Below are 22164 nucleotides of genomic sequence, written 5' to 3' on the forward strand. Positions count from 1 at the left end.
TACTATCTGTCACAGCACAAATTATACAAGCGCATCTTCGGCATTATCTGAGCAATAAAAATGAGGGGATCTCTGAGATGTGTAATAGCATCTTTTAGTAATGTCTCGCACATACTATGGCAGTTAAAAAAATTACCCTCAGGCAAGTGGCAGGCACAGGTGTTCCCGGAAGGGCGGAACGGTCGGCGGGTGCGTCGGCTGTTCACCACCAAAGGGGAGGCGATGGCCTTTGAACGGCACCTGTTGGCCGACGACAAGCCGTGGCTGAATGAAGCAGAAGATGAACGGCGGCAACATATCTTAACGTTATACTCCCTCGTATTTTTGACACTTCGACCTTTCCCCGATAGCACCCGGCGATGGCATTATTGCGGCACAATCTTACCCCGCCATACAGGCATCCAGTTGCTGATACAAGCGCCGTAGTTCCCGGTATACCTGTTGGGTCGTCTGGCCGGCGGGGGGGATGGGTATAAAGTCATGGTTGTCGAGACCCAGCGCATCTTTTCTGGCCACCCGTATTCGGCTAAAACCGTAGCGGGTGCCGTTAAGCTGACCCAGAGCCGCCAGTTGAAAGCGTATCCGATAGCGGCTTGGCAGCAGACCCAGTTCTCTTTTATCTACTACCAGCAACCCTTCCGTCGTGAGCACGTCGTTGCCTGAATACTGCACAATCCCGGCTTCCTGCTCCGGTACGGATATCAGCTCTCGAACGCATGGTTCGGCATGGTTGGCGGTAAAGCGGGTGTCGGAGAAAAAAGACAGGCTCGCGAGTCTGGGTGACTGGTCGCGGGTAATGGCCACGCCGGGTGTTTGGGCCGAGATGGGCTCGGATCTATTGAAGTAAGGTAATGATTTCAGGGGCGTACAGCCGGTCAGTAACAGAATGGGCAAGGCAATAAGGCATGGGTTCATCCTAAACTCCAATGGCTTTTAGCACGAATTGATCGCGTGTTATTTTATCCTAATACAAGATTCACCGGTGTGTGAGCCGAGATCAGGCCGATATTATTTTGATGCGACAGATTACAACGGACCCAGGCTCGGGCTATCATTGAGTTATCGGTTTTTGTTCGGGTTTATGATTACTTATGCGTCTTTTACGAGGATTCACTGTGCCAGCCCTGATTTTGGGTGCTTTAGTCAATCCCGCCTCGGTTGTCGCCGATAATCATCACGGCACCATAGAGAATGTCGTGGCTTCTTATGGCTATCTGGCCGAGGTACGCATGAAGCCTTATTTTATGCGTGCCGAGGTAAGCTATCCGCCCAAAGAAATCGTGTTGCTGGCCACCAAGGAAGAAAAAGCGCTGGAGCTGTGGGCGCGTAACGAGGGTGATTTTACCTTTATTCGCCGTTATCCCATCAGCAAGGCCAGCGGAGGGCCGGGCCCCAAGCTGCGGGAAGGGGACAAGCAGGTGCCCGAAGGTATTTATCGTATTACCCACCTTAACCCCAACAGCCGGTTTCACCTGTCGATGCGACTGGATTACCCCAATTCCTATGATCTGATGCGCGCCGCCAAAGAAGGCCGTACCAATCCGGGGGGGGACATCTACATTCACGGCAAGGCGCAGTCGACCGGCTGTCTGGCCGTAGGTGACATCGCAGTAGAAGAGCTCTTTGTGCTGGTGAATACCGTGGGTACCGAGCAGGCCTCGGTGGTGATAGCCCCGCATGATCCGCGCCGCCAGCCACTGGATGGCTTTGCATCCAATCTGCCTCGATGGGCGGTAGAGCTCTATGCGGATATTTCCCGTGAATTTGCCAAGTACCCCAAAGGCGACATTTAAATGTGCGGCGGCTGGCGAGCTTGTTTTGGTCCGGTTACATTCAGATAATCATTGCTTTATGTCTCGAAAGTCACAAAGCGGCCATAAATATATTTTTTAATTGATTCGTTCTGGCTATGTTTTGCTGAATATCTTTAGCAAAAAATATTGACGAGATGAAAGGTGATTATGTTTGCTACCAAGGCAAAAAAGCGAGTACAGGAGCTGGAACAGCAACTGGCGATAAAAGTGGCGGATTATGAGACTCGGCTTTCGGCAAAAGAAAGCCAGATCACCGCACTGAAAGTCGAAATCAATACCCATAAGGCTGCCCGGCAGCTATCGCAACAGCTGGTACAGGTGGTATTGCAAGGTTCGGATATGCTGAGCGCTATTCGCGAGGGCATGGTGTCTAACGCCGAGACCTTGCTGGAAGAGCAGGAAAAGCTGACCGAAATGGAAGGCGTCTTCGAGCATACCTACAGGGCGACCGACGTCCTCAAGCAGCGTTCCGCCATGATTAGTACCGAAGTCAGCCACAGTGCCGACAGTGCGGCGGTATTGACCGATACCGCCGCTAAAATCAGTAATTTTGTGGCAGTCATTCAGGAAATATCCGAGCAGACCAACTTGTTGGCTCTTAACGCGGCCATTGAGGCGGCACGAGCGGGCGAGCAGGGACGAGGCTTTGCAGTGGTTGCCGACGAGGTACGCAACCTGGCCGGTAAGGCCCATGATGCCAGTGGCCATATCAATAACCTGGTACAGCAGGTACTGGAACAGAGCAAGGCCATCAACAGCGTGGTGGGGCAGTCACTGGAAAGTACCGATGAAATATCGGCATCGGCTCAGCAAATAGACGAGGTAACCCGCGAGGTGCTGCGTCATGCTGAGGGCATGCGGAGCGTGATCAAACGTAATGCCGCGGCGGCGTTTCTGGAAGCGGTCAAGCTGGATCACGCGGTATGGAAAAACGATATCTATCAGCGCATCGAAGCCGGACAGTTTGAACAGACGGTCAGTACACATACCGAGTGTCGATTGGGCAAATGGTATTATCAGGGGCGGGGTGCCCAGTCGTATAGCCACTTTACGGCGTTCAAAAAAATTGAATCCTGTCACCAGGCGGTGCACAGCGAAGGAGCCCGGGCGTTGCAGGCGTTTGCCGCCGACGATCAGCAACGCGGGTTGGCATGTCTGCAGGCCATGGAGCAGGCGAGCCTGAATGTTACCCGCGCGTTATCCGAGCTGGAATACGAGGTGATGCGCTAGCAGTTTTTGAGCGCCTTGAGCCGGGCATAAATGGTGGTTCGGCTCAGGTTTAGCTGCCGTGCGGCGGCGCTGACGTTGCCGTTACACTCCTTTAGCGTTTGCTCTATCAGTTGATCACCAAGGGATTTTAAATCCCTTGTGTGGCCGGGGGCCGGGCCGTCGCACCTCGGCAGCTCGGGCAGGTGCTCCAGATCTATTCGGTTGCCGTCGGCCAGCACCAGGGCCACCTCCAGCAGTTGCTTTAACTGGCGGATATTGCCCGGCCAGGCGTATGCTTTCAGTGTCTGCAGCGCCGTTTCATCCAGAACGACCTCTCCCAACCTTGACTCACCCGCAACCGTTTCTTCCGAAAAAGGGGCGTCTTGCTGAAGCTCACTCAGCAAGGTGTTGATTAACCCGTTGAAATCCTCAGTGCTGTATTCCCGCAGCGGCGGCAAGGTGAGCTTGAACCCCTTTATTCGAAAATACAGATCCTGGCGAAACTCGCCTTGCTCGACCATGGCGGCCAGATCTCGGTGGCTGGCGGCAATCAGCTGAAAGTCCACCGGCTCCGGCACATGGCTGCCGAGCGGTGTGACGGTTTTTTCCTGCAATACCCGGAGCAACCGGGTTTGTGCCGCCAGCGGCAGCTCGCCAATTTCATCCAGAAAAAGAATGCCCTGATGGGCGGCACGAACATACCCGGGGCGACCCTGTTTGCTGCCCCCGGTAAAGGCACCGCTGACATAACCGAACAGTTCGGCTTCCAGCAAGTCGGTGGGTAGGGCACCGCAGTTCACCGCCACCAGGGGGCCGTCGGCCCGTCGGCTGGCCCGGTGCAGGCGGCGCACCAGATGATCCTTGCCGGTACCGGTTTCGCCCTGTACCAGCAGCGGTATCCGGCGGGCCATCAGCTTGAGTGCGGTCACTTCATGGGGAACAGCAGACGTTGCCTGCGGCGAGGGTTTGGCGGGGGCGACCGACGGGCTTCGGGATTGGCGGCTGAGCAACGCCATGCCCTGACCCAGCGGCGTCAACTCGCCCTGTTTCAGCTCGCTTAACATGGTGGGAATGTCCAGCTCCTGCAGCCAGTTGCGTGCACTGCGATTGGCGCCCAGCAGCTTGCCGTCTTCACGCAGGGCAATAATGCCGGACCAGGGCTGTTGCAGGCTACCGGCGTCGGGCGCCAGATTCAGGATCCAGTGGGTGTCCTGCTGGTTGATCACCAACGCATTTTCTACCGCCTGCGCCATCAGCCGGGCGGTAAGCAGCATGTCTTGGTTGTGCTCGCCCATTTCGCTCGAGATGTCGATGACGCCCAGCAGCTCGCCACTGGGCGACAGCACCGGGCTGGCGCTGCAACCGATGCCGTGATTGGCGGCCAGAAAATGTTGCTGCCCCAGTATGCAGATTTCTTTTTGTTCACTGAGGGCGGTGCCGATGGCATTGGTGCCCATGCTCTGCTCGTGCCAGCTGGCACCGTTGGCCAGTGCCATCTTCTGCGCCTTGTTGCCGAAGTAGGGATCACCGGCGCTAAACAGTATGGTGCCTTCGGCGTCGGCAAACAGCAGTCGGCAGCGACGGCCCTGTTGCAACTGCTCGAACAGCGGCAGGCTGCTGTTGAGGTAGCGTAATAGCTGCGCATGCTGCTGCTTTCTTTGCTGCAAGTCCGGTCGAAGCAGACAAAGGCGATCCACCCGGCTGTGCCGGCTCAGGCCATAGTCCCGGCTGCGTTGCCATGAACGTTCCAGTAAATACGGATCCTGAGGCTGATGAAGCGCCATCGTTGTACTTATCCTTGTAGTCATGGTTACACCTGTTAAGAAACTGAACACCTGTACAGAACACCCTGTTCCGTATTCGGACACTCTGGCGGCCAGCGGAGAGCAATGGATTCATTAGGGTAGCTTGCCGCTGCCGTTAATGTAACGGCTTTGTAACTTAATTGCGCCGTTCCGTTACAACTGGCATCGACTTTGCAGCCGACCTTATAGAGTACGTCTCAGAGGTAAGCATCGGACAAGCACTGTCCGGTATCAACCTCAACGATCCCTTTATCAGCAAGGAGAGCAGCATGATATATCAGCAACCAGGCCAGACCGGTGCCGTGGTCAACTTCAAGTCCCGCTATCAGAACTTTATCGGTGGTGAGTGGCGCGAGCCAATCAATGGCCGTTATATGGAAAACGTGTCGCCGGTGAACGGGGCGGTATTCTGCGAGGTGCCGCGTTCCGATGCCCAGGATGTGGATCTGGCGGTACAGGCGGCGCAGCAGGCCTTTGTGACCTGGAGTAAAACCGCGGTGGCCGATCGGGCCAACGTAATGCTGCGCATCGCCGATCGTATCGAGCAGAATATCGAGATGCTGGCGGTGGCCGAGACCTGGGATAACGGCAAGGCGGTACGCGAGACCCTGGCCGCCGATATTCCGCTGGTGGTGGATCATTTCCGTTATTTTGCCGGTGCCATTCGGGCGCAGGAAGGCAGCGCCGCCGAGTTGAATGCCACCACCGCCGCCTACCATTTTCAGGAGCCGGTGGGCGTGGTCGGGCAAATCATTCCCTGGAACTTCCCGCTGCTGATGGCCGCCTGGAAGCTGGCGCCGGTACTGGCCTCGGGCTGCTGTACCGTGCTCAAGCCCGCCGAGCAGACCCCGGCCTCCATTCTGGTGCTGATGGAACTGATTGGTGATCTGTTGCCGCCTGGCGTGATCAACGTGGTAAACGGGGTTGGTCAGGAGGCCGGGGAGGCGATATTGCGTCATCCGGGCATTGCCAAGCTGGCCTTTACCGGCTCGACCCCGGTGGGTCAGCATGTGCTGAAGGCGGCTGCCGAGCGGTTGATCCCCTCTACCGTCGAGCTGGGCGGCAAGTCGCCCAACATCTTCTTCGAAGACGTGCTGCGCCATGAGCCGGAGTTTGTCGACAAGTGCATCGAAGGCATGCTGCTCACCTTCTTCAACCAGGGTGAGGTCTGTACCTGTCCGTCCCGGGCACTGGTGCAGGAAAGCATCTATGACGAGTTCATGGAGCGGGTACTGGTGCGTGGCCGTCAAATCAAGCAGGGCAACCCGCTGGATACCGAGACCCAGGTCGGCGCCCAGGCCTCTCGCGAGCAGTTCGACAAGATCCTCAGTTACATGGAAATTGGCCGCAACGAAGGCGCCAACATGTTGCTGGGCGGTCAGGCCAACCAAATCAACGGGCTGGAAAACGGCTACTACATTCAGCCGACCATTTTCCAGGGCAACAACAAGATGCGGGTTTTCCAGGAAGAAATCTTCGGCCCGGCAGTGGGGGTGACCACCTTCAAGGACGAGGCCGAAGCGCTGGCCATTGCCAACGACACCGAATTTGGCCTGGGAGCCGGACTCTGGACCCGGGATACCAATCGCGCCTACCGCATGGCCCGGGGTATTCAGGCCGGCCGTATCTGGATGAACTGTTACCACGCCTATCCGGCCCATGCCGCCTTTGGCGGTTACAAGAAGTCGGGTATCGGCCGCGAGACCCACAAGATGATGCTGGATCACTATCAGCTGACCAAGTGCATGCTGGTGAGCTACGACAGCAATCCGCTCGGTTTCTTCTGATCGGAACCGAACATGATCTGGAGTAACACCCTGTAGAGACAGTGCCGGTAAAGTCTGATAAGGACTTACATGGCACTGCCTGAAGGACGCTGTTCAGACTCAGCGCCTGACGCTTTTTCTTATCATGAACAAGGAAGATAACAATATGAGCACAGCAACTTTTTATATGCCTTCGGTTAACGTCATCGGCGCCGGTGCCGTGGATCAGGCAGTGGCCGAACTCAGTCAGTCCGGCTACCGCCATGCGCTGATCGTGACCGACAAGCCGCTGGTCGAGCTGGGTTATGCCGGTCAGCTGCAGCAGGCGCTGGCCAAACAGGATATTCAGGCCAGCATCTTCGATCAGGTGCAGGCCAATCCCACCACCGGCAACGTGGAAGCGGGCCTGGCCCTGTTGCGTAAGCACCATTGTGACCTGGTGATTTCGCTCGGCGGCGGCTCGCCTCACGACTGCGCCAAGGGCATTGCCCTGGTGGCCAGCAACGGCGGCGACATTCGTGACTACGAAGGCGTCGACAAGTCGGCTAAGCCGCAGCTGCCGCTGGTGGCCATCAACACCACCGCCGGCACCGCCTCGGAAATTACCCGCTTCTGCATCATTACCGATGAAAAGACCCACATCAAGATGGCCATCGTCGACAAGCATGTGACCCCCATCATGTCGGTGAATGATCCCGAGCTGATGAAGAAGATGCCCAAATCGCTGACCGCCGCCACCGGCATGGATGCGCTGACTCACGCGGTCGAAGCCTATGTGTCTACCGCCGCCAACCCCATCACCGACACCTGTGCCCTGAAAGCCGTCACCCTTATCGGTGAAAACCTGGCGCAGGCGGTGGCCGACGGCACGGATATGGCCGCCCGCAACCAGATGGCTTACGCCCAGTTGCTGGCGGGCATGGCCTTCAACAACGCCTCGTTGGGTTATGTGCATGCCATGGCGCACCAGTTGGGCGGCTTCTACGACTTGCCCCACGGCGTCTGTAACGCCATTCTGCTGCCCCATGTGCAGCGTTTCAACAGCCAGGCGGCCAGCGCCCGTCTGACCGATATTGCGGCAGCTCTGGGGCAGGATGTGCAGGGGTTGAGCCATGAACAGGGCGCCGCTCGTTGTATCGAGGCGATTGTGGCGCTGGCGGAGCAGGTGGGTATTCCTTCCGGCCTGGCCGGTCTGGGCGTAAAAGAAGAAGACTTCGAAACCCTGGCCGGCAACGCCATGAAAGACGCCTGTGGTCTGACCAACCCGATACAGCCAAGTTTTGAGGAAGTGGTTGCCATCTTCAAGGCGGCCTATTAATCCTTGTCAGCCCCGCCATTCGGCGGGGCTTTTTCCTGTAGAACTGCCCCCTCCTATTTGCAAAATCCCCATCGTCTACCAGACTGAGTAACAGTCAATATTGCTATATTTTCTGGTCACTTAAGGAGCCATGCCATGGCAAACGAAGGCTATCATGAACCCATTGATGAGCTGAGCGATGAAACCCGCGACATGCACAGGGCCATTACCTCGCTGATGGAAGAGCTGGAAGCGGTCGACTGGTATAACCAAAGAGTCGATGCCTGCAAGGATCCGCAATTAAAGGCGATTCTGGCGCACAACCGGGATGAAGAAAAAGAACACGCCGCCATGGTGCTGGAGTGGATCCGGCGCCGGGATCGGGTATTGGACAAGGAGTTGAAGGAATATCTGTTCACCAAAGGCGATATCTGCGATCACTGATTTTCATACTGTGAGGGGTGAGGGGTGAGGGGGAGCATCGGGGTGTTTTTGTAGCCGGCGCTTCAGCTGCCGGATCAGACGGTGCCAATGCCGCAGATATGGCGTTGTTTTCAGATTTGCGCCGGCTGAAGCGGCGCCTTACAATTTTGCCTCACGCCTCACGCCTCACGCCTCACGCCTCACGCCTCACGCCTCACGCCTCACCCTTTACTCCTCACCTTTATTTCGAATCAATGCCCCAGAATCTGGCTTAAAAACAGCTTGGTGCGCTCCGATTCCGGGTGATGGAAGAAGGTTTCGGGATCGTTTTCTTCGATGATCTGTCCCTCGTCCATAAAAATAACCCGATCGGCCACGGTACGGGCAAAGCCCATTTCGTGGGTCACGCACATCATGGTCATGCCTTCTTCCGCCAGTTCGATCATCACATCCAGCACTTCCTTGATCATCTCCGGATCCAGCGCCGAGGTGGGCTCATCAAACAGCATGATTTCCGGGTTCATGCACAGGCTGCGCGCAATGGCCACCCGTTGCTGCTGGCCGCCGGACAGTTGCCCCGGGTACTTTTTGGCCTGCTCCTGAATCTTGACCCGGGTCAGCAGTGCCATCGCCACTGCTTCGGCTTCTTTTTTCGGGGTCTTGCGCACCCACATTTGGGCCAGAGTACAGTTTTCCAGCACCGTCAGGTGGGGGAACAGGTTGAAGTGCTGAAATACCATGCCCACTTCCCGGCGGATGGTTTCGATATGCTTGACGTCGTTGGTCAGCGGCGTGTCCTTGACGATGATGTCGCCCTGTTGGTGCTCTTCCAGCCGGTTGATGCAGCGGATCAGGGTCGACTTGCCCGAGCCGGAAGGGCCGCAAATGACAATACGCTCACCCTTGGCAACGGTCAGATCGATATCGCGCAGCACATGAAAGTCGCCGTACCATTTGTTGACGCCGCGCAGGGTGACCATGGCTTCCTTGTTTTGTGTTTCCATTCTTCCACTCCAATAACTAGCGTTTCTTGTGGCCGGTGTGCAGCTTGCGCTCCAGGTACTGGCTGTATTTGGACATGCCATAACAGAATACCCAGAACACCAGTGCCGCAAACACATAACCTTCGGTGGCATAACCCAGCCAGTTAGGATCGGCCAGACCGGCCTGTACGATAGCCAGCAGGTCGAACAGACCGATGATCAGCACCAGACTGGTGTCCTTGAACAGGGCGATAAAGGTGTTGACGATACCCGGTATCATCATCTTGAGCGCCTGGGGCAGCACGATCAGCAGCATGGTCTTGCCGTAGTTCAGACCCAGTGCCGAGGCTGCCTCGCTCTGTCCCTTGGGAATGGCCTGCAGACCGCCACGAACCACTTCCGCCATGTAGGCGGACTGAAAGAAGATGATACCGATCATGGCTCTGACCAGCTTGTCGAGGGTGAGTTCTTCGGGCACGAACAGCGGCAGCATCACCGACGACATGAACAACACGGTGATCAGTGGTACCCCGCGCCAGAATTCGATAAACACCACCGACAGGCTGCGTACAATCGGCATCTGCGACCGTCGGCCCAGGGCCAGCAGGGTACCGATGGGCAGGGCGGCGATAATACCGACGATGGCGATGATCAAGGTCAGGGTCAGCCCGCCCCACTGATGGGTGGGCACCACCGTCAGCCCGAACCAGCCACCATAGAGCAGCAGGTAGGCGATAAAGGGAAACACCAGCACCATAAACGGCGCCAGCCACATCTTGGCGGGCATGCGGGGCAGGGCCAGCCACAACAGCTGCAGCACAAACAGCACAAAGGTCAGGTTGATACGCCAGATTTCATCCGAGGGATAAAATCCGTAAGTGAACTGCTGCAGCCGGTTGCCGATAAACACCCAGCAGGCACCGCCACTGACACAGGCATCCCGGCTGCCGCCAACCCAGTCTGCCCGAATAAAGGCCCAGTCGATAATGGGCACCAGCAGCAGATACAGCGCATAAAGCCCGGCCAGCGTGAACAAGCTGTTGATGGGGCCGGAAAACAGCCGGGTGCGCAGCCAGCCGATAAGCCCGGTACTGGCCAGGGGGGCTGCGCGTTGCGGCGTGAGGGTATCTTTGAACATATTATCTCTCCACCAGCGCCATGCGGCTGTTGAACCAGTTCATGAAGAAGGACACCGTCAGACTGATGGTCAGGTACACCAGCATGGTGATGGCGATCACCTCTATGGCCTGGCCGGTCTGGTTGAGGGTGGTGCCGGCGAACACCGAGACCAGATCCGGATAACCGATGGCGGTGGCCAGCGAGGAGTTCTTGGTCAGGTTGAGATACTGGCTGGTCAGCGGCGGAATAATCACCCGCATCGCCTGCGGAATAACCACCAGACGCAGCGTCAGGCTGTCCTTGATGCCCAGGGCGTGGGCCGCTTCGGTCTGGCCGTGCGATACCGCCTGAATGCCCGAGCGAACAATTTCGGCGATAAAGGCGGCGGTATAAATGGTCAGCGACAGCCACAGCGCCAGAAATTCGGGGATGATGGTCATGCCACCGCGGAAGTTGAAGCCGCGCAGTTCAGGATAGCCCCAGTCCAGCGGAGCACCAAGCAGCGCGAAGGTCAGCAGGGGCAGGCCGATAATCAGCCCCAATGACATCCAGCCGGCGGGAAAGCGACGACCGGTGGCTTCCTGACGGCGCCGATTAAAGCGAACCAGCCAGACGGTAGCCACAATGGCCAGCAGCAGCGCCGCCCAGATCCAGTGAAAGCCGGAGCCGGGCAGCGGCTCGGGCAGATAGAGGCCGCGCACGTTGAGAAAGACGCTGTCACTGATATTCAGGCTGTCGCGCGGACTGGGCAGGGTGCGCAGCACGGCGAAGTACCAGAAAAACATCTGCAGCAGCAGCGGTATGTTGCGAAACAGCTCGACGTAGGCGGAAGCCAGGCGGGAGATCAGCCAGTTGCGGGATAACCGGGCCACGCCGATGATAAAACCCAGTATGGTGGCGCCGATGATGCCGAGAAAAGACACCAGTAGCGTGTTGAGCAGACCCACCACGAAGGTACGGCCGTAGCTGTCGACTTCACTGTAGGGAATAAGCGACTGGGCGATGGCAAAGCCGGCCGGATCATCGAGAAAGCCGAAGCCGGTAGTAATGCCGCGAGTACTGAGGTTGGAAAGGGTGTTGTTGACAATAAACCAGATGAAGCCGGCCACAATGGCGAGCAATATCACCTGAAACAGCAGGGCGCGTTTGGCCGGATCCCGCCAGAATTTAACATCATGATTCGCCGATGAGGACATAAGCCCAATCCTCGAAGTGGTGAGCAAGGTGGGCGACGCCTCGGCGCCGCCCCATTTTCTAACAAGGTACTCAGGGTGCCTGATAAAAAAACATCGCCGGCAAGGTGTGCCTGCCGGCGATGAAGCCTGGTTAGCGGATCGGCGGTGCGTATTGCAGGCCGCCTTCGGTCCATAGTGCGTTCAGGCCGCGATCGATTTTCAGCGGAGAATCCTGGCCGACGTTGGTCTCGAACACCTCACCATAGTTGCCGACCTGCTTGATGATGCGATACGCCCAGTCTTTCGGCAGACCCATGCCCTTGCCGAAGTCGCTGTCTTCCCCCAGCAGACGACGCACATCCTGGTTGTTACCGCCTTTCATGCTGTCTACGTTGGCCTTGGTGATACCCAGCTCTTCGGCGTTGACCATGGCAAAATGGGTCCACTTGACCACGTTGAACCATTGATCATCGCCCTGGCGTACCGAGGGCCCCAGTGGCTCCTTGGAAATCACTTCCGGCAGCGCCACCGCCTCGTCCGGCTTGGACAACTTGGTGCGCAGGGCATAAAGCTGGGACAAATCCGAGGTCAGCACATCACAACGGCCGGCTTCCAGCCCCTGTACCGTCTGATCCGAGGTATCGAACACCACGGCGGTATAGCTGATATCGTGCTTGCGGAAGTAATCGGCCACGTTCAGCTCGGTGGTAGTACCCGACTGGATACAGATGGCGGCGCCATCCAGTTCCCTGGCGCTGGTGACCCCCAGGCCCTTGTTGATCAGAAAGCCCTGGCCGTCGTAATAGTTGACCCCGGTGAAGTTGACCCCCAGCTCCGTATCCCGGCTCGAGGTCCAGGTAGTGTTACGGGACAGCACGTCGATTTCGCCCGACTGCAGGGCCGTCAGGCGTTCCTTGGCGTTGAGCGGAATATATTGCACCTTGCCGGCATCGTTGAAAATGGCGGCGGCAATGCCGCGACACAAATCCACATCCAGACCCTTCCATACCCCCTTGTCATCCGGGATGGAAAAACCGGCCAGACCGCTGTTGACCCCGCATTTGAGCATCCCCCGTTCCTTGACGGAATCCAGGGTGGCCGCCTGGGCCTGAGACAGTCCTGCGGTCAGGGTCGCCGCCACCAGAAAAGCCGTTCTTCCTTTGCCTGTCATATGTCACTTCCTCTTGTGTCTTTTCGAGTTGATAGCTTTGATTACCAAAAGGCATAAAAACGCATGCTCCCTTAGAGTATTAGCACAAAGAAAAAAATGTTTTGTTAATGAGCAGTAAAAGTTTCCGAAATGTGTGGAGGGTACGACGAGGTAAGCAAAAAGCGGCTGTTTTTGTATAAAAAACAACCGCTTGATTTATTGTGCCAGCGCGAGGGAATCACGGAATGGCAGTGATGTCAGCCTGGTGCGCGTCGTGTACTCAGCAGGCAGTGGCTGTGAGGATGCTGCTTGGCCTGATGCTTGGCATCGCTGGCCAGTGCCGCGACGTCGTGATGGGAATGGCAGTATTGAGCATCCGGCGCCACCACCCCGATGGCCAGTCCCAGCAGGGGATAAAATTGCGGTTCGCCATTACGGGCGGTGGCGAATATGCCCTGGCGCAGCTTGTCTTCGGCCCGGTAGAACCTCGGTATCTCTCGATCGAAGCGTTGCAGTACTTGTTCGCACAAGGCTTGCCAGTCGCAGCGCTGATCGAACACCGCCACGAAGTCATCGCCGCCGACATGACCAAGAAACTGGCCGGCACCGACGATGATTTCCTGAAACAGCCGGGCAACCCACCGAATGACCCGATCGCCCTCGGCATAGCCGTAGACATCGTTATAGGGCTTGAAATGATTGAGATCGAAATAGGCCACATGAAAGTCACGCTGTTGCTGCAGGGCGTGGTCAATTTCCCGATAAATTGGCACATTGCCCGGCAACAGCGTCAGCGGGTTGGCATAGCTGGCATGCAGCAGGCGCTGCTCGGTGATGTTGCGCAGCAGGTCGCGTACCGAGGCCAGGCCGTAGTACTGGCCATGACGAGTCACAATAAAATGCGGCAGCGCCGACATGTCATCATCGTCGGTAATCAGGCCGCTGACGGTTTCCAGCGAGGTTTGCCAGTCCACCATGACCGGGTTGTCCATGGCATGACGAGCACTTTTATTGGCGTAGAGTGCCCGACCGTAGGAGCCGGAAAACAGCTCCATGATTTTTTCCCGGCGCAGCATGCCCACCGGCATGCCGTGTTCCAGTACCGGCAGCGATTGCAGCCGGCTGTTGGCGAGCAGTATCTCGAAGACCCGCTGAATGGTGACGTCGATATGTACGCTGTGTCCGGGACGGGCCAGCATGGCCACGGTTTCCTTGTGGCGGCTGAGGGGGCCGGGGGGAACGTCGGTATTCGGTGAGCGTGGCAGACACTGGGGAGCGGCACTGGGCCGCCCCAGATAATAGCCCTGACATTGATACAGTCCCATGCGCTGCAGCTGCTGCAGCTCTTCCCGGGTTTCGATACCCTCGGCAATAATGCTCGACTGCATGCCGCGCGCCAGGGTGGTGATGCTCTGCACGAACTCGCGCTTGATCGGATCCTGATCGATATCCTGAATGAAGTAGCGGTCTATCTTCACATAGTCGGGTTGGACTTCGGACCAGAGCTTGAGTCCGGAATAGCCGGCTCCGAGATCGTCGATGGCGATGCGAAAGCCGAATTCCCGATAGCGCTCGACGGCCACCTTGAGGCCATCCGGATCCTGAATGGGATACTGCTCGGACAACTCGATCACGATGCGACTGGCCGGAATGCCCAGCTCTTGTGCCATCTGCCCGGTCCAGCCCCGCGGGTGCTGCTTGTCGAGCAGCACATTGGGGTTGACGTTGATAAACAGCAGGCCTTCCAGCTGCAACCGGCAATAGGCCAGCATGGCGGCTTCCCGGCAGGCCAGATCCAGTTCGGACAGCATATCGGTGACCCGGGCCTCCTCAAACAGGGCGCCGGGATATTCAAGCGGGTGCCCTGCCGGGCCACGGATCAGGGCTTCATGACCCAATATCCGGCCTTGTCGGGTATCGACAATAGGCTGGAATACCGCATGCAGTCGCCGCTGAACTATCAGGGAGGCGAGGGAGTCGTTCACACAGGTCATCACCGTCATCGGGGCACCATTGGCTTTAATCATGGGCGGCAGTGTATGACGACTATATGAAACTGATATGACAGGGGAGTCATTGGTACCCGATCATGACAAATGCCAGTTGAGCCGCTCCCAACCCCGTTCGGCGGCAAGGCGAAGCAGGCGTTCGCTGCCGTTGACCACGGCGGCCCGGTGCACGAATTCCAGCAACGGCAGGTCGTTTGGCGAGTCGCTGTAGCCATACGTCATGTTCGGCGTTTGAGGCTGCATGGCCAGCCAGGCTTGCAACCGGGTCAGCTTTCCCTGTTGATAGCTGTACACACCGTGCGTACGGCCGTTGTAGACGCCGTCGTGACACTCGAGCTGAATACCGATGGCATGATCCACCCCGAGTCGCTGGGCGATGGGTTTGACCAGATGCTCGCCGGTGGCCGAAATAATCAGCCGTTGGTGGCCCCGAGCCGTATGCCAGGCCAGCCGCTCCAGCGCGGCGGGGTAGATCAGCGGCAGTATGTCCTGCTCGACAAATTCGTCGACCAGTGGCGCCAGATCCCGGTGCTGCCAGTTTTTAATGGGGGCCAGGGTCAGTTCCATGTAGGCCGCCATGTCCATTCGGCCCTGATAGTAATCCTTCATCAGGGCGTGTTCCCGTTCCAGAATATCGGTGGAGGCCAGCTGGCGCCGTACCAGAAAGGCCAGCCACAGGCTGGCGGAATCGCCGGCAATCAGGGTTTCATCCAAATCAAAAATGGCCAGTTCCATCAGGCAACTTCCTTCAGTTCGTTACTGTTGAATATCAGCTCCAGTGGACTGCCGGCCGGCAGCAGGGCGTCGGCGCCCCGGTTCAGCCGGTCGACCGTCAGCAGGCAGCCGGCGGCCTGGATGCGATAGCGGATCACGTTGCCCAGCAGCTGGTGGCTGGTGACCGAGGCGGTGATCGGCGTCGTCATGGCCGGGCCGTAGTCGCGGCCGGGTTCACGAATATAAATGGACTCGGGGCGAACCGCCAGCCGGCCTCGAATGTCGAGCCCCAGCAGCTGTCGTGCCTGCTCGGAAGTGAGCAGATTGTAGTTGCCCATAAAACCGGCCACAAAGTCATTGGCGGGGCGGGTATAGACCGCTTCGGCGGTGTCGGCCTGCACAATCTTCCCCTTGTTCATCACGAACACCCGATCCGACAGGATCAGCGCTTCTTCCTGATCGTGGGTCACGAATACGGTGGTCAGCTTCAACTGCTGCTGAATGGCGCGGATCTGTTCGCGCAGGTGCTTGCGAATCGGCGCATCCAGCGCCGACAAGGGCTCGTCCAGCAGCAGAATGCGCGGCCGTACCACCAGCGCCCGGGCCAGGGCCACGCGCTGGCGTTGACCGCCGGACAGGCTGGCGGGGTAATAACTTTCGCGACCTTCCAGCCCGACCAGCTCTACCGCTTCGGCTACCCGCCGTTTGATGTCTTTGGCATCGAGGCGTTGCATCTTGAGGCCGAAGGCGATGTTGCCGGCCACCGTCAGATTGGGAAACAGCGCATAGCTTTGAAACACCATGCCGATGCCCCGCTGTTGCGGCTTGAGCCAGGTAATGTCTTCACCCGCGACGCGGATCTGCCCCCGGTCCGGGGTGATCAGTCCCGCCAGGCTGCGCAACAGGGTGGACTTGCCGCAACCCGAAGGGCCGAGCAGGGTAATGAATTCGCCCTGGCTGATATCGAAACTGATGTCGTTGAACACCGGGGTCTGGTTGAAGGACTTGCTCAGATTGGCGACTTCCAGATAATGCATCAGGCGCTCCGTTTTTGCAGGCGCAGGGCGAACCAGGTCGCCAGGCCGATAAAGAGGAAATAAGACATCACCATGGCGCTGGTAAAGTGGCCACTGTTGGTGCGTTGACTGTACAGGTAAACCTGCAGGGTTTCGAAGCGGGTGCCCACCAGCATGTTGGCGAACACGAACTCTCCGAACAAAAAAGAGAAAGACAGAAACAGCGCGGCCAGCAGGCCGTTTCTGATATTGGGTAACACCAGCTGCAAAAAGGCACGGGTGGTGCCGGCGCCCAGCAGATGCGCCGCGTCCATCAAATCCGGCAGCTTGATGGCCTCCAGGTTATTGGCCAGCGCCCGGTACATGAAGGGCAGACTGATGGTGAAATAGCAGAAGATCAGGATCCAGGGGCCGCCAACCAGAGGCAGGGGACCGCCGGCATAAAGCTGCAGCAGCCCGACCGACGACACCACCGGCGGCACCGCGAACGGCAGCAGTATCACCATGTTCATCACGCCTTTCAGCCGGGGGAAATAGTAGAACACCACGAACAGGGTCGGCAGTATCAGCAGCAGGCTGAACAGCAGCGCGGCCAGGCACACCAGCAAGGATCGACCGAAGGCGGCCAGAAAGCGGCTGTCCGACCAGAGGTTCAGATACCAGTCGAGGGTAAAACCGCTGGGCAGAATATGGGCGCCCCACTGGGCAGACAGCGAATAAATCAGGGTGATGACGATGGGCATGGCCAGCAGCAGCACCAGCCCGGCCACGGTCAGGCGGGCCGGCAGCGGGGCCCTGCACGAGTTATTCATAACGACTCCGGCTGATAATCCATTGATTGACGGCGGTGACCAGCACCAGCAACACCATCAGCAGCAACGACAGGGCGGCGGCCAGCTGGGGCTCGAGGAAGATGTCGCCTGCGACCAGGGCCGAGATCTGAATGGTGACCAGATTGTAGTTGCTGGTCATCAGCGCAAAAGTACTGGCATAGGCACCCAGCGCATTGGCCAGCAGTATGATAAAGGTGCCGAGCAGCGCCGGGGTCAGCACCGGCAGTACCACCCGCAGCCAATATTGCCAGGGGTGGGCGCCGAGCAGGGCGGCGGCCTCGCGCCAGTCTTTCTGAATGCCGTCAAAGGCCGGGTACAGCAGCAGTATGGCCAGCGGAATCTGAAAATAGGTATACAGAATAATGAGCCCGCTGCGGGAGTAGAGGTTGAAGCCCTCGATCAAACCGGCATCACGCAGCAGCAGGGTCACGGCGCCGTTCATGCCGAGCAGCACGATAAAGGCAAAGGCCAGCGGCACGCCGGAAAAGTTGCTGGCCATGGTGGTAAAGGCCACCACCGCATCCTGTAGCCTGCCCGGCACCTGACGCAGCGCCGCGGTGCCGACCAGTGCGATCAGCAACCCCAGCAGGCTGGACCAGACCGCCAGATCGATGCTGTTACCGAAAGACTGGCGATAGAAGGGGGAGTCTATGATCTCCCGAAAGTTGGCCAGACTCCAGTCGCCGCCGGCCTGAAAGCTGTTGATCAGCACCCAGAGCATCGGTGCCAGCTGAAACAGGCCGAACACCACCGCAAAGGGCAGCAACCACAGCAGCGGCAGACCGCGCCGCCAGGCGGCGGGTCTGGTTGCCACTGGGGAACAGGGGAGTGACAGGTTCAGCCCGCCGACTCGCTGTGAACCCGTCCATGGGCGCTCGGGCGGCGCCATCCCTGGCGCCGACGGTCGGCTTGCCTGACTCCTGTCATTCCCCTGACCCGGTATCATGGTGACTGTATCATTCATGCCAGCAGCCCCTCGCACTCGGTCTTGTCGTGCGCCGCCCCCAGCAGACTGGCGATGGTGCCGCACAGATCAAGCTGCCGCGGTTGAGCCTCGGCGTCATGGCTGAAGGCATGGCCGGCCACAAACAGGGGGATGTCCCGCTCTTCCGGCAAAATACCGCTGTGGCTGTGATCCCGGTTCATGCCGTGATCGCTGGTGATCAACACCTGATAGCCTTCATCCAGCCAGCGCGGCAGGTAATCGGCCAGCAGCAGATCGAAACGGCGGGCGCTGTTGCGGTACTGGCGCGAGTCCAGGCCGAATTTGTGGCCGGCATCATCGGTGTTCATGGGGTGGATCAGCAGAAAGTCCGGGTCGAACCGGGTTCTGAGGATCTCCGCGTCCTGCAGCAGGTGGCAGTCCGGGTAGTGGTCCCGGGAATAAAACAGCCCGTACTGGATAGGCAGCTCCGGATCCTGGGTGAAGCGATCCCGTACCGGCTGATAAGGGGCCCGGTTATACAGTTCGCTTACCCAGTGATAGGCGGCCGCCGCCGTGGTCAGTCCCGCCCGACGCGCCAGAGAGAAAATGCTCTGCTGGGTGCTGAGGCGAACCATGTCGTTATTCAGTATGCCGCTGTCTACCGGCCGGGTACCGGTGAGAATGCATTCGTAGAGGGGGCGGGACACCGCCGGCAGTTCACATTGCATCTGGTAGCCGGTCATACGACCGGCTTCGTTCAGGCCCTGAAGGTAGCCCAGGCAATCCCGGGCAACCTCGTAGGCCAGGCCGTCGATAACGACGAGTATGACCTTGTTCATGTTTACCTCTGCTGGTGGATCAGAACGGCAGACTGCCACTGGCGGGACAGGGTGCGGGTGCTCTTTTCCCAGGCATCCTGATCGGCAATGGGCCGCGCCGCGGCATACATGTCGTTGGGCAGCAGTTTTTCCTGCACATCGGCGGGCAGGGTAACGGTGCTGCGAATGGGGCGGGCATAGCCGCGGGCCAGGTTGATTTGCCCTGCATCGCTCAGTATGTATTCCCGGGCCAGCTTGGCGGCGTTGGGATGCTTGGCATACTTGTTGATGATGGTGGCGTAGCCGGAAATCAGCGAGCCGTCACTGGGAATCACCACGGTAAAGCGGTCGCGGTCGATCTGATCCCGGTAGCTGAGGGCGTTGAAGTCCCACAGTATCGCCATTTCCACTTCCCCTTTTTCCAGGTTGGCGATATTGGGGTCTACCGGTGACAGGCGGCCCTGCTTGGCCAGCTCGGCAAACAGCGTCAGGGCCGGCTTGATATTGGACTCGTCTCCGCCCTGGGCAAAGGCGGCGGCCAGCACGGCACTGTTGGCCTGAGCGGCGACACCCACGTCACCCACGGTGACCTGGTAGTCACCATTCAGCAGATCCTGCCAGGAGGTCGGCGCCTTGGTGACCAGCTCGTTGTTGACGATAAAGGCGATGGTGCCGGTGTAGCCCAGCATCCAGTGGCCGTCTTTGTCTTTGGCCCAGTCGGGAATTTCATCCCAGGTAGAGGGCTTGTAGGCTTGAGTGACGCCCTGGCGCACGGCGATGGGGCCGAAGGCGGCACCCACATCACCGATATCGGCGGTGGCATTGTTTTTTTCGGCGGCAAACTTGGCAATTTCCTGGGCCGAGCTCATGTCGGTATCCTGATGCTGAATGCCGTAGTGGTCACCCAGATCCTGCCAGGTGTCCTTCCAGTTGGCCCAGCTGTCGGGCATGCCGACGCTGTACACCTTGCCTTCGGCGCGGGCCTTGCTTTCCAGTTCGTCGAGTTCGGTGGCCAGTACCGGAGTGGTACTCAGGGCCAGGGCAAGCAGACTTGAGGTTTTCAGTATCGTCTTCATCGGTTCCAATCCTCTGGACTAGGTCAGGTTCGAAGCCGATGTTAGAGCGGGTTTGTGACAGTGTTACGACACTTTTATGGCGGAAAAATGAGTTTTCGCCGTATCTTTACCCAGTAATCAGATCATTTTGCTGTCATAAATCGATGTGACACTGGCATGAATATTATCTGGACTATACCAAGAGCATGAGCGAACAAAGGACCACACAAAGCTCCGCCATTATTGGGGCGTTACGACAACAACTGAACAGTCAGACGCTGGCCGCAGGCAACAAGCTACCGGCCGAGCGGGAACTGGCTGACTTGTTTGATACCACCCGCATCACGGTGAAAGAGGCATTGCATCATCTGGAGGCCGAGGGGCTGATCTATCGGGAAGAGCGGCGAGGCTGGTTTGTGTCTCGCCCCCGGCTGGTTTACAACCCGGTCAGCCGCTCTCATTTTCATGCGCTGGTGGCGGCACAACAGCGGGTGGCGACCACCCGGGTGCTGAGTTGCGAAACGGTGCTGGCCCCGGCCGAGCTGGTATCCGACATGGCGCTGGCACCGCTTAGCCGGCTGACGCGCATCTGCCGGCTGCGCAGTATCGACCGGCGGCCGGTGCTCTATACCGAGCACTATCTGATCCCCGAGTATTTTCCCGCTATCGGCGAGCAGGATCTGAGCCAGTCGCTGACCCGGCTGTATGAGCATCAGTATGGCCTGCGTTACGGTCGCTCCCGGTTCGATATCTGCCCGACTGCCGCCCGCGGCGAGGCGGCCCGGGCGCTCAGTCTGGCCGAAGGCAGCCCGGTGCTGGCGGTCACCCGTATCAATTACGATCAACAGGGCCGGATCATCGACTGCGACCGCGAAATCTGGCGTCACGATGCGGTGCGCATTCGCATCGACAGCCAGGAGCCGGCCTTTTCCGGCTGATCACGCCGAGGGGGAATGGCTCAGTGTGGCGTGTCGGTCAGCAAGGTTGTCAGCGGCAGTCGGCTGCGAAACAGGTTGGTGGCGTGCCCTTCACGAGTGAAGTAGATGGCATCGTCGTGACCGAGGGCAATGCCTTCAAACTGGCCGCTGCGGCTCAGGATAAAACGGCGGCCACCGGCTTCATCGACACGGCCGTCCCGCACCGGATACAGCCACAGCCAGGCGCGGCGGATAAACCAGTTACGGCTGTAGCCGACCAGCAGCAAGGTTTGAGTGTTCGTATCATAATCGGCCCCGGTGACCAGCATGCCGGTATTCAGCCGTTGCCGTTCACTCAGCAGGGCCGGAGTGACGCCGGGAGACAGCGGGTAGACCGCCGTTTGCTGATCCAGCCAGCGTTTGGTCAGCAGCCACAGCTCGTCTTCGACCCAGGTCAGCGCCTCGGCGTCGAAATTGTGCTGGTGGCGGGGCGGCCGGAAGTCGTGCTGCTCGGCATAACGGATCTTGACCGGCGTTTGCGGGATCAGGTGCTTGCCGTTGGCGACGAGCGGCAGTATGCGCAGACCCTGGCGTCGGCCGCCATTGTTGCCGATATCCGCCAGATACAGGGTGCTCTCGTGCACGGCAATGTCTTCCCAGTCATGATTGTCCAAGGCCACGGCGTGCCGGGCGGTGAGGTTGCCGGCATCGTTCAGCACAAACAGCTCGGGGTCGTTGCCGCTGTCGTTATGGCTGACAAAGCCTTGTTGCCAGCGGGCCAGGCCCGAGGTTTCCGCCAGGCTGGACGGGAAGTCGGCCACCGGCACCAGTTCGAGCTGCGGCCCCTGGGCGGCTACACAACCGGCCAGTAACAGCACGAACAGAGCAGGAAAAACAGGGCGCATCACACTTATCCGGATGGAAGTAGAACAGCCGTTATAACGACACTGGCGTCGGATGCAAGTGAAAATTCGGCAGTCATGTCGTTCGTCAACGTCACCCTGGATAGTTGCTGTAATGTGAAACTTGTAATGATCACTGTTAATGAGGTTATGAGCAGTTAAGCATGCTGTATATAGTCAAATTAACCGACGCACTTTCTTATTTTATTTTGATAATCAGCTCAAAATTTCACC

General features: G+C 58.4%; 20 protein-coding genes. 6 read left to right on the forward strand and 14 right to left on the reverse strand.

Annotation, left to right across the window (positions count from 1 at the left end; all coding sequences use genetic code 11):
* Positions 1 to 381: 381 nt before the first annotated feature.
* Positions 382 to 915, reverse strand: a complete 534-nt coding sequence (locus tag Q0753_RS13815) for a hypothetical protein (RefSeq protein WP_298722237.1) — start codon at positions 913 to 915, stop codon at positions 382 to 384.
* A gap of 200 nt (positions 916 to 1115) precedes the next feature.
* On the opposite strand from Q0753_RS13815, the gene Q0753_RS13820 reads away from it, so the two are divergent.
* Together Q0753_RS13820 and Q0753_RS13825 are read left to right on the forward strand one after the other, a co-directional pair.
* Complete coding sequence (locus Q0753_RS13820; RefSeq protein ID WP_298722240.1) at positions 1116 to 1793, forward strand: L,D-transpeptidase family protein; 678 nt, start codon at positions 1116 to 1118, stop codon at positions 1791 to 1793.
* 168 nt (positions 1794 to 1961) lie between these two features.
* Positions 1962 to 3044 carry a methyl-accepting chemotaxis protein gene (locus Q0753_RS13825; protein WP_298722244.1) on the forward strand — a complete coding sequence of 361 codons (1083 nt, stop codon included), beginning with the start codon at positions 1962 to 1964 and terminating at the stop codon, positions 3042 to 3044.
* On the opposite strand, the gene Q0753_RS13830 is transcribed toward Q0753_RS13825, so the two are convergent.
* On the reverse strand, positions 3041 to 4807 hold the full coding sequence (locus Q0753_RS13830) for a sigma-54-dependent Fis family transcriptional regulator (protein ID WP_298722247.1): 1767 nt from the start codon (positions 4805 to 4807) through the stop codon (positions 3041 to 3043). The two genes, Q0753_RS13825 and Q0753_RS13830, sit on opposite strands and share 4 nt — an antisense overlap.
* A 290-nt stretch (positions 4808 to 5097) precedes the next feature.
* Here Q0753_RS13830 and Q0753_RS13835 point away from each other — a divergent pair, with 290 nt between their 5' ends.
* From Q0753_RS13835 to Q0753_RS13845, 3 genes are all read left to right on the forward strand, one after another.
* Positions 5098 to 6615, forward strand: coding sequence for an aldehyde dehydrogenase family protein (locus tag Q0753_RS13835; protein ID WP_298722250.1), 1518 nt, complete (start codon positions 5098 to 5100; stop codon positions 6613 to 6615).
* Between the two features lie 145 nt (positions 6616 to 6760).
* Positions 6761 to 7912 carry an L-threonine dehydrogenase gene (yiaY, locus tag Q0753_RS13840; RefSeq protein ID WP_298722253.1) on the forward strand — a complete coding sequence of 384 codons (1152 nt, stop codon included), beginning with the start codon at positions 6761 to 6763 and terminating at the stop codon, positions 7910 to 7912.
* A 135-nt stretch (positions 7913 to 8047) separates the two neighbouring features.
* Complete coding sequence (locus tag Q0753_RS13845; RefSeq protein ID WP_298722257.1) at positions 8048 to 8335, forward strand: ferritin-like domain-containing protein; 288 nt, start codon at positions 8048 to 8050, stop codon at positions 8333 to 8335.
* Between the two features lie 230 nt (positions 8336 to 8565).
* Here Q0753_RS13845 and Q0753_RS13850 read toward each other — a convergent pair whose 3' ends face one another.
* The 11 genes from Q0753_RS13850 to Q0753_RS13900 all read right to left on the reverse strand — a co-directional run bounded on the left by Q0753_RS13850 (position 8566) and on the right by Q0753_RS13900 (position 20132).
* Complete coding sequence (locus Q0753_RS13850; RefSeq protein ID WP_298722398.1) at positions 8566 to 9294, reverse strand: amino acid ABC transporter ATP-binding protein; 729 nt, start codon at positions 9292 to 9294, stop codon at positions 8566 to 8568.
* Positions 9295 to 9334: 40 nt separating this feature from the next.
* The gene (locus tag Q0753_RS13855) at positions 9335 to 10435 is read right to left on the reverse strand and encodes an amino acid ABC transporter permease (RefSeq protein ID WP_298722260.1); all 1101 of its coding nucleotides are present in this window, start codon (positions 10433 to 10435) and stop codon (positions 9335 to 9337) included.
* A gap of 1 nt (position 10436) precedes the next feature.
* The gene (locus Q0753_RS13860) at positions 10437 to 11612 is read right to left on the reverse strand and encodes an amino acid ABC transporter permease (protein WP_298722263.1); all 1176 of its coding nucleotides are present in this window, start codon (positions 11610 to 11612) and stop codon (positions 10437 to 10439) included.
* A gap of 130 nt (positions 11613 to 11742) precedes the next feature.
* Positions 11743 to 12762, reverse strand: coding sequence for an amino acid ABC transporter substrate-binding protein (locus tag Q0753_RS13865; RefSeq protein ID WP_298722265.1), 1020 nt, complete (start codon positions 12760 to 12762; stop codon positions 11743 to 11745).
* Positions 12763 to 12998: 236 nt separating this feature from the next.
* The gene (locus Q0753_RS13870) at positions 12999 to 14768 is read right to left on the reverse strand and encodes an EAL domain-containing protein (protein WP_298722268.1); all 1770 of its coding nucleotides are present in this window, start codon (positions 14766 to 14768) and stop codon (positions 12999 to 13001) included.
* Between the two features lie 60 nt (positions 14769 to 14828).
* Positions 14829 to 15485 (reverse strand): HAD family phosphatase, encoded by a 657-nt coding sequence (locus Q0753_RS13875; RefSeq protein ID WP_298722270.1) that lies wholly within the window; start codon positions 15483 to 15485, stop codon positions 14829 to 14831.
* Positions 15485 to 16501 (reverse strand): ABC transporter ATP-binding protein, encoded by a 1017-nt coding sequence (locus Q0753_RS13880; protein WP_298722273.1) that lies wholly within the window; start codon positions 16499 to 16501, stop codon positions 15485 to 15487. Before Q0753_RS13880 ends, Q0753_RS13875 begins: the two co-directional genes overlap by 1 nt.
* Positions 16501 to 17292 (reverse strand): ABC transporter permease, encoded by a 792-nt coding sequence (locus tag Q0753_RS13885; protein ID WP_298722276.1) that lies wholly within the window; start codon positions 17290 to 17292, stop codon positions 16501 to 16503. Before Q0753_RS13885 ends, Q0753_RS13880 begins: the two co-directional genes overlap by 1 nt.
* Positions 17285 to 18127: an ABC transporter permease subunit gene (locus Q0753_RS13890; protein WP_298722278.1), complete on the reverse strand. Its 843-nt coding sequence runs from the start codon at positions 18125 to 18127 to the stop codon at positions 17285 to 17287. The genes Q0753_RS13885 and Q0753_RS13890 overlap by 8 nt, the downstream gene beginning before the upstream one ends.
* Positions 18128 to 18273: 146 nt before the next feature.
* A complete protein-coding gene (locus Q0753_RS13895) occupies positions 18274 to 19077 on the reverse strand; it encodes an alkaline phosphatase family protein (protein WP_298722281.1) in 804 nt (267 codons plus the stop codon).
* Positions 19078 to 19079: 2 nt separating this feature from the next.
* Positions 19080 to 20132, reverse strand: coding sequence for an extracellular solute-binding protein (locus Q0753_RS13900; protein ID WP_298722284.1), 1053 nt, complete (start codon positions 20130 to 20132; stop codon positions 19080 to 19082).
* A gap of 185 nt (positions 20133 to 20317) precedes the next feature.
* Between Q0753_RS13900 and Q0753_RS13905 the strand changes: the two genes are divergently transcribed.
* Positions 20318 to 21049 (forward strand): UTRA domain-containing protein, encoded by a 732-nt coding sequence (locus tag Q0753_RS13905; protein WP_298722287.1) that lies wholly within the window; start codon positions 20318 to 20320, stop codon positions 21047 to 21049.
* Between the two features lie 20 nt (positions 21050 to 21069).
* Here Q0753_RS13905 and Q0753_RS13910 read toward each other — a convergent pair whose 3' ends face one another.
* Positions 21070 to 21933 (reverse strand): hypothetical protein, encoded by an 864-nt coding sequence (locus tag Q0753_RS13910; RefSeq protein WP_298722288.1) that lies wholly within the window; start codon positions 21931 to 21933, stop codon positions 21070 to 21072.
* Positions 21934 to 22164: the final 231 nt, after the last annotated feature.

Source organism: uncultured Oceanisphaera sp., from assembly GCF_947495715.1.
GTDB classification, from domain to species: domain Bacteria; phylum Pseudomonadota; class Gammaproteobacteria; order Enterobacterales; family Aeromonadaceae; genus Oceanimonas; species Oceanimonas sediminis.

Bases quoted from the DNA above. Each gene is read 5' to 3' on its own strand.
- Q0753_RS13815 (WP_298722237.1), bottom strand. From the start codon at position 915: ATGAACCCATGCCTTATTGCCTTGCCCATTCTGTTACTGACCGGCTGT.
- Q0753_RS13825 (WP_298722244.1), top strand. From the start codon at position 1,962: ATGTTTGCTACCAAGGCAAAAAAGCGAGTACAGGAGCTGGAACAGCAA.
- Q0753_RS13830 (WP_298722247.1), bottom strand. From the start codon at position 4,807: ATGGCGCTTCATCAGCCTCAGGATCCGTATTTACTGGAACGTTCATGG.
- Q0753_RS13835 (WP_298722250.1), top strand. From the start codon at position 5,098: ATGATATATCAGCAACCAGGCCAGACCGGTGCCGTGGTCAACTTCAAG.
- yiaY (WP_298722253.1), top strand. From the start codon at position 6,761: ATGAGCACAGCAACTTTTTATATGCCTTCGGTTAACGTCATCGGCGCC.
- Q0753_RS13845 (WP_298722257.1), top strand. From the start codon at position 8,048: ATGGCAAACGAAGGCTATCATGAACCCATTGATGAGCTGAGCGATGAA.
- Q0753_RS13850 (WP_298722398.1), bottom strand. From the start codon at position 9,294: ATGGTCACCCTGCGCGGCGTCAACAAATGGTACGGCGACTTTCATGTG.
- Q0753_RS13855 (WP_298722260.1), bottom strand. From the start codon at position 10,435: ATGTTCAAAGATACCCTCACGCCGCAACGCGCAGCCCCCCTGGCCAGT.
- Q0753_RS13860 (WP_298722263.1), bottom strand. From the start codon at position 11,612: ATGTCCTCATCGGCGAATCATGATGTTAAATTCTGGCGGGATCCGGCC.
- Q0753_RS13865 (WP_298722265.1), bottom strand. From the start codon at position 12,762: ATGACAGGCAAAGGAAGAACGGCTTTTCTGGTGGCGGCGACCCTGACC.
- Q0753_RS13870 (WP_298722268.1), bottom strand. From the start codon at position 14,768: ATGATTAAAGCCAATGGTGCCCCGATGACGGTGATGACCTGTGTGAAC.
- Q0753_RS13875 (WP_298722270.1), bottom strand. From the start codon at position 15,485: ATGGAACTGGCCATTTTTGATTTGGATGAAACCCTGATTGCCGGCGAT.
- Q0753_RS13880 (WP_298722273.1), bottom strand. From the start codon at position 16,501: ATGCATTATCTGGAAGTCGCCAATCTGAGCAAGTCCTTCAACCAGACC.
- Q0753_RS13885 (WP_298722276.1), bottom strand. From the start codon at position 17,292: ATGAATAACTCGTGCAGGGCCCCGCTGCCGGCCCGCCTGACCGTGGCC.
- Q0753_RS13895 (WP_298722281.1), bottom strand. From the start codon at position 19,077: ATGAACAAGGTCATACTCGTCGTTATCGACGGCCTGGCCTACGAGGTT.
- Q0753_RS13900 (WP_298722284.1), bottom strand. From the start codon at position 20,132: ATGAAGACGATACTGAAAACCTCAAGTCTGCTTGCCCTGGCCCTGAGT.
- Q0753_RS13905 (WP_298722287.1), top strand. From the start codon at position 20,318: ATGAGCGAACAAAGGACCACACAAAGCTCCGCCATTATTGGGGCGTTA.
- Q0753_RS13910 (WP_298722288.1), bottom strand. From the start codon at position 21,933: ATGCGCCCTGTTTTTCCTGCTCTGTTCGTGCTGTTACTGGCCGGTTGT.